This window comes from Pseudomonas sp. Sample_9 (assembly GCF_004307535.1).
In the GTDB taxonomy this organism is placed as follows: Bacteria; Pseudomonadota; Gammaproteobacteria; order Pseudomonadales; family Pseudomonadaceae; genus Aquipseudomonas; species Aquipseudomonas mercuritolerans.
On sequence record NZ_RAZO01000398.1, the window covers coordinates 1 to 6861 of the forward strand.

Below are 6861 nucleotides of genomic sequence, written 5' to 3' on the forward strand. Positions count from 1 at the left end.
TATGTTCGATCAGCAAAAGAAGGCATCACTGGCGGCATGGCGCAGGATGGCGGAGCAGGCCGAGGGCGATCTGGATCCGGAACAGCAGTATGACGAGTTGCTCAAGGCTGCGGATCAGATGGAGGAGCAAGGCCTGATCACCAGTGCCGAATGGCGCCAATTGGTGCGTGACGCCGGCAACGTTTTCACCCTGAACGAGGAACAGCCACAGCGCTGACAGCTGCCATCGGAGGAGATCCCATGCTCAGTTATCTGTTTATCGGCGCCAACGATGTCGAGCGTTCGGCGGATTTTTACAAGGCGATCCTGACGCCGCTTGGCTACCGGCATGATCGCGAAGAACACTACTGTTTTTACCTGCCCGATTGCGTCGACAAATCCAATGGCCCCGGCAGTGTGCACATCTCGAAACCGTTCAATGGTGAGCCGGCGACACCCGGCAACGGCATGATGCCGGCGTTTCGCGCCGACTCGCGGCACAAGGTTGATCAGGTGCACAAGGCCGGGCTCGACAGTGGCGGCAGCAATGAAGGACCGCCGGGCACTCGCGAGGCCTATACGCCGGACTTTTACGTGGCCTATCTGCGCGACCCCGAAGGCAACAAGCTTGCTGTGTTCTACAGCGGCTGATGGATGGAGCCTGTTGATTCGGCCCTGATGGCCGCCCGCGCCCAGTTCGCGATCACGATCAGCTTTCACATCGTGCTGGCGGCGTTCAGCATCGGTCTGGCGAATTTCCTCATGGTGCTGGAAGCGTTGTGGTTGAGGACCGGGCGCCAGGTTTATCTGGATGTCTATCGCTACTGGCTCAAAGTGTTTGCGCTGAATGTCGCAGTGGGCACCGCGTCGGGATTGATTCTGGAATATCAGTTCGGTCTCAACTGGTCGCGGTTGTCGGTGCAGGCCGGTGATGTCCTCGGTCCGCTGATGTTCTATGAAGTGATGGCGGCGTTTTTCATCGAAGCGGGATTTCTCGGCATCATGCTGTTCGGCCTGAAGAAGGTCGGCCCGCGTTTGCACTTTTTTGCAACGTGTGCGGTGGCGGTGGGCTCGCTGATCAGCGCGTTCTGGATTCTTTCTGCCAATTCGTGGATGCAAACCCCGGCCGGCTATTCGATTGGCGCGGACGGGCGTTTCCTCGCCGAGGATTGGTGGGCAATCATCTTCAATCCTTCGTTTCCCTATCGCCTGGCGCACATGCTGCTCGCCGTGTTCATCGGCAGCGCGACGCTGATTGCCGGGATCAGTGCCTGGCAGTTGCGCAAGGCCCCGGGAAACCCGCGTGCTCGTCTGCAATTTTCCATGGCGCTGTGGGTGATTGCGCTGCTGATGCCGGTGCAGATTGTCGTCGGGGACCTGCATGGCCGGCATAGTTTGCAAGCGCAGCCGCAGAAAGTGGCAGCGATCGAAGCTTCATGGACGCGCCCGGCTCAAGGGGCAGGGGAGCCACTGCGCCTGTTCGCATGGCCGGATATGGACGAGCGGCGCAACCATTGGGAAGTCGCCATTCCACGCATCGGCTCCCTCTACCTGCAGCATGACCTGACCAGCACCATCGCCGCGCTTGATGAATTTCCGGCTGAGGACATCCCGCCCGTGGCGCCGGTGTTTTTCGCGTTCCGGCTGATGGTCGGGCTGGGGCTGTTGATGCTTGGGCAGGGTGTGGTCAGCCTGATCCTGCGTCGACGTAATCGACTGTACACGGCGCGGCGCTGGCTGGGCGCGTGCGTGCTGCTGGCGCCGGCCGGATTTCTGGCGATGCTCAGCGGCTGGGTCGTCACCGAAGTGGGGCGACAGCCGTTTACCGTTTACGGATTAATGCGCACGGCGGACAGTCTGTCATCGGTGTCGAGGGCTCAAGTCGTCGGCTCCACCTGGTTGATTCTGCTGTTTTATCTGTTGATCTTCGGCATCGGTCTGTGGGTGTTGCTGCGCCTGTTGCGCGAGCCGCCGCAGGAGGATCAACCCGGGCCGCAGCCCACCCTTGCCGACGAAACCGGGCACTGAGGAGTCGCAGACATGGACACCGACTGGCTGACGCTGTTGTGCGCTGCCGCACTGGCGTTCTCGGTGATGAACTACGTAGTGCTCGACGGCACCGATCTGGGCGTCGGCATGCTCATGGGCCTCACGCCTTGCAGCAAGCAGCGCAGGGCTATGGCGGTGTCGATTCTGCCGGTGTGGGACGCCAACGAAACCTGGCTGGTGCTCGGCGGCGGCGGGCTGCTGGCGTTGTTTCCGCTGGCGTATGCGATCTTGCTGCCGGCCTTGTACGTGCCTTTTATCGTGATGTTCCTCGCCTTGATCGCGCGGGCCATGGCGCTGGAGTTTCGCGATTACGCATCGAACGAGCGACGCAAGCGCATCGTCGACGGCGTGTTGGCCCTGGCTTCGCTGCTGACCGGGTTTGTCCAGGGCATGGTGCTCGGCACCCTCGTGCAAGGCGTTGCCCATCAAGGCGGTCAGTACATTGGCGATGGCCGCGACTGGCTGAATCCGTTCCCGGTGTTTTGCGGTTTGGTGCTGGTGCTCGGTTACGTCTGGCTGGGGACGTGCTGGTTGTACTGGCGCACCCTTGATGAACTGCAGCAGCACTCGGCGCGAGAGGCCCGCGTGCTGTCGCTGGTCGTTGTGGCGTTATTGCTGGTGCTGATCGCATGGACGGCGACGTTGCAGCCGCAATACGCCCGGCGGCTTGCCGATATTCGGCTGTGGTTGCCGGCAGGGCTCATCCTTGGTGCTCTAGGATGGGTATTCAGCAAAGGTTTTCACAGCCGCTTCGACTTCATCCCGCTGTTCGCCGCACTGGGCATTTTCGTCTTGGCTTTTGCGGTGATGCTGGTCGCGCTATTTCCTTTCATCATTCCGCCGGATCTGACCTTGAGCGAAGCAGCCTCAAGCCCCAACAGCCAGATCTTCATGCTGGTCGGATTCGCCGTGCTGATCCCCATCACCCTGGCCTACAACACCTTCGGTTTCCGCGTGTTCAGCGGCAAGGTGCGCGTTGCCAACGATGGTTGAGATTCACGTTACCCGACCTTTTTTGCTCACCAGCGACAGTCGCGAAGCTCGTAGCAGATCAGCAAAAGCCGCCTTGTCGATCGGCCGACTCATGAAATAACCCTGCACCTCGTTGCATTGATCCTTGCCGAGAATCGCCAGTTGCTCCTCGGTCTCGACGCCCTCGGCCGTCACCGTCAGCCCCATGGCCTTGCCCAAGCCAATGATCGCCTGCACCACGGCACGATCGTTGGTGCCGCTGCTGATCGAGGCGATGAAGCGTTTGTCGATCTTGATCCCGTCGAACGGATAGGCGCGCAGATAACCGAGCGACGAATAACCGGTGCCGAAGTCGTCCATGTTCAGGCGTACGCCGAGCTCCTTGAGCTGGTTCATGGTGGTCAGCGCGCCATCGGTGTCGTTGAGCATCACGTTCTCGGTGATCTCCAGTTCCAGGCGGCTGGCCGGGAAACGCGTTTCCACCAGCACTTCGCGAACATCCTCGACGACATCGCTGAGGGCGAACTGCGCAGGCGAGAGGTTGACCGACAGCAGAATGTCATGGGGCCATTCCAGCGCGGTTTCGCAGGCTTCGCGCAGCACCCAGCGGCCCAGCGGTACGATCAGGTCGGTCTGCTCGGCCAGCGGAATGAACACGTCCGGCCCGAGCAGGCCCTGGGTCGGATGCTGCCAGCGCACCAGCGCCTCCACCGAAACGATGTGCTTGCCATCGACCTTGTAGCGCGGCTGATAGTGCAGGACGAATTCGTTGTGCTTGAGCGCATGGCGCAGGTCATCTTCCATTTGCCGGCGCGTCTGGATCTGATCGCTCATGTGCGCTTCGAAATAGCACCAGGTGTTCTTGCCGTCGGATTTGGCCTGATACAGCGCGATGTCGGCATAGCGGATCAGATCGCTGGCGACGAAACCGTGTCGACGACTCAGGGCGATGCCGATGCTGGCGCCGATATGCAGCGGATGCTGTTCGTAGAGGATCGGCTGATGCAGGCTGCCGATCAGCCTCGTGCAGAATTTGTCGATCTCGTTATGGCTGTCCATGCCATTGAGCACCACGACGAATTCATCACCACCGAGGCGGGCGACGAGGTCATGTTCGCGGGTGCATTCGCGCAGACGCGTGGCGACTTCCTGGAGTACCGCGTCACCGGCAGGATGGCCGAGGGAATCGTTGATCGGTTTGAAATTGTCCAGATCAATCATCAGCAGCGACAGCGGTGGCGAATGTTCCTTCAACACCAAGACCTCGTCGAGATAACGCGCCAGTTTGTTGCGGTTGGGCAGACCGGTCAGGGCGTCATGCATCGACAGGTGCTGGATCTGCGCATGGGCGGCGACTTCGTCGGTGATATCGCTGGCAGTGCCGCGATAGCCGACGACGCTGTCCTTGTCGAAAATCGGCCGCGCCGAGAGCCGGCAGTGACGTGGCTGCCCGGAGTGATCGCGATAAGTGCAGCGCAAATCGCCGGCGCTGTTTTCTTCGCTGAGTTTGCGCAGCCACAGCTCCAGTGGCGTGGTGTCGCAAGTCAGTAATTCGCCGATGTCCTGGCCCAGCCACAGGGCTTGCGGGTAGCCGGTGACTTCGCTGAAGCGTGCCGACAGATAGGTCAGCGCTAACTGATCATCAACTTCCCAGATCCAGTCCGACGCCGCTTCGGCCACGGCGCGAAAGCGTTCTTCACTGGCTTCGAGCGCATGATTGGCGGCTTCCAGGGCCTGATTCGAGGCCTGCATGGCATGAATACTGTTGTCGACGTATTGCGAAGAGCGCAGGGCGTGGCGGAAAAAGTATGCCGTCAGCAGCATCAGCACCAGAAACGTCGCGCCGAGCGGTGGCACCAGCGTCCACAACAATTGCTGACCGGGCCGTTGCAGGTCGGCGACCAGGCTGTAGCCGGTGCTGTCGAGCGGCACGCTTGGATGGCCTTTTTCAATGGTGTCGTCCGGGACCAGGGTCAGGTTCGTCAGGCCATAACCGCTGCCGATCTTGCGCAGTTTGGTCGGGGTCAGCTTGTCGACGAACACCAGCACCGAGGTGTTTCTCAGTTCATCCAGCGGGCGCTCGTCGTTGGGAATGATCGCGGCAGCGGTGATCAGCGCCGGCCAGCCTTCGAACAATGAATAGCTACTGATCGGCTTGGTCAGGTCAGGCTGACTCAGCACCTGCTCGACCAACGCCGAGGCGGGCGCTTGCAGTACGCCGGATACGTCGGTTTCAACCATCTGCCCGCGAATCACCGCGTACTTGGTGCGATTTCGGTCAAGGACGAACACGCCGTCGTAGCCGTCGCTGGTGAACAGGGTCTTGCCCATGTTCTGTTCGGTATAGGCCCAATTGACGTCGATCGGCCCGCTCAAGGCCTCATAGGCGCGGGTCCAGTAGGCATAACTGGTGATGTAGTTTTTCGACGCGGTGACGCGGTTTTCCACGGCGCGCACGGAATAGAACTGGTTCTGTTCCAGGTCTTTCGCGTCGAGGGTATTGGCGATCCCGAGCAAGGTGCTGATCGCGGCGATGACACCCGCAACAAACAGTGCGCCAACGGCGATGGCCAGGCGCCGGGTCACGGCGCGTTGCGGGGTGGGGAATGGCTGCGCAGGGAGAGTAACGGCCATGTGCTCGTCCTTGATCCGGTGTCTTCTGAATCTAGAACAATGGCGAGCGCACAATGTTCAGATTGTTGTTATTGGTATCGCCTGGATTTTTTCAAAGTGTAGCGAATCCGTTGGAATTTCCAGCAGCGCCGGCCAGCGGCGAATCCCGAAAGGGCGAGACTTCCCGCACAAAAACCGGATAATGGCCGCCATTCGTTTAGCCGTATTCTGGTAATCCCGCATGGAAATCAAGGTCAACTTTCTCGACAACCTTCGACTTGAAGCCAAGTTCGACGACTTCACGGTGATCGCCGATCAGCCCATTCGCTACAAGGGCGATGGCTCGGCACCGGGGCCGTTCGACTACTTCCTGGCGTCGTCGGCCTTGTGCGCGGCTTACTTCGTCAAGCTGTACTGCGACACGCGCAATATTCCGACAGAGAACATTCGCCTGTCGCAGAACAACATCGTCGACCCGGAAAACCGCTACAACCAGATCTTCAAGATTCAGGTCGAATTGCCCGCCGACATCTCGGACAAGGATCGCCAGGGCATCCTCCGTTCCATCGACCGCTGCACCGTGAAGAAGGTGGTGCAGACCGGCCCCGAGTTCATCATCGAAGAAGTCGACAACCTCGACGCCGATGCCCAGGCCTTGTTGATGCCGCAGTCCGATTCCCAGGCCGGCACCTACATTGCCGGCAAGGACCTGCCGCTGGGACAGACCATCGCCAACATGTCGAAGATCCTCGCCGACCTCGGCATGAAGATCGAAATCGCCTCGTGGCGCAACATCGTGCCCAACGTCTGGTCGCTGCACATTCGCGATGCGCATTCGCCGATGTGCTTCACCAACGGCAAGGGCGCGACCAAGGAAGGCGCACTGGCGTCGGCGCTGGGCGAGTTCATCGAGCGCCTCAATTGCAATTTCTTCTATAACGACCAGTTCTGGGGCGAAGACATCGCCAACGCCGAATTCGTCCATTATCCGGACGAGAAGTGGTTCAAGCCGGGGCCGAAAGACGAATTGCCGAGCGAAATTCTCGACGACTACACCCTCGGCATTTACAACCGCGACGGCGAACTGCGTGGCTCGCACCTGTACGACACCAACTCCGGCAACACCCAGCGCGGCATCTGCTCGCTGCCGTTCGTGCGCCAGTCGGACGGTGAAGTGGTGTACTTCCCGTCCAACCTGATCGAAAACCTCTACCTGAGCAACGGCATGAGCGCCGGCAACACCTTGGC

Annotated in this window: 6 protein-coding genes; 5 read left to right on the forward strand and 1 reads right to left on the reverse strand. The window is 60.3% G+C overall.

Translation table 11 applies throughout. The annotated features are described in order from the left end of the window. The 4 genes from D6877_RS22910 to cydB all read left to right on the forward strand — a co-directional run. Positions 1–217 (forward strand): hypothetical protein (locus D6877_RS22910; protein ID WP_016774424.1); only part of this gene is annotated, 217 nt, incomplete at its 5' end. A 23-nt stretch (positions 218–240) separates the two neighbouring features. Then, positions 241–630 carry a VOC family protein gene (locus tag D6877_RS22915; protein WP_130912224.1) on the forward strand — a complete coding sequence of 130 codons (390 nt, stop codon included), beginning with the start codon at positions 241–243 and terminating at the stop codon, positions 628–630. Between the two features lie 3 nt (positions 631–633). Next, positions 634–2007 carry a cytochrome ubiquinol oxidase subunit I gene (locus D6877_RS22920; RefSeq protein WP_130912225.1) on the forward strand — a complete coding sequence of 458 codons (1374 nt, stop codon included), beginning with the start codon at positions 634–636 and terminating at the stop codon, positions 2005–2007. 12 nt (positions 2008–2019) lie between these two features. Continuing rightward, positions 2020–3021 carry a cytochrome d ubiquinol oxidase subunit II gene (gene cydB / locus D6877_RS22925; protein WP_130912226.1) on the forward strand — a complete coding sequence of 334 codons (1002 nt, stop codon included), beginning with the start codon at positions 2020–2022 and terminating at the stop codon, positions 3019–3021. A gap of 3 nt (positions 3022–3024) precedes the next feature. Here cydB and D6877_RS22930 read toward each other — a convergent pair whose 3' ends face one another. Further along, complete coding sequence (locus D6877_RS22930; protein WP_130912227.1) at positions 3025–5634, reverse strand: EAL domain-containing protein; 2610 nt, start codon at positions 5632–5634, stop codon at positions 3025–3027. A 220-nt stretch (positions 5635–5854) separates the two neighbouring features. Between D6877_RS22930 and D6877_RS22935 the strand changes: the two genes are divergently transcribed. After that, positions 5855–6861, forward strand: a 1007-nt coding sequence (locus tag D6877_RS22935) for a YcaO-like family protein (RefSeq protein ID WP_178083738.1), incomplete at its 3' end; no start/stop codon positions are given.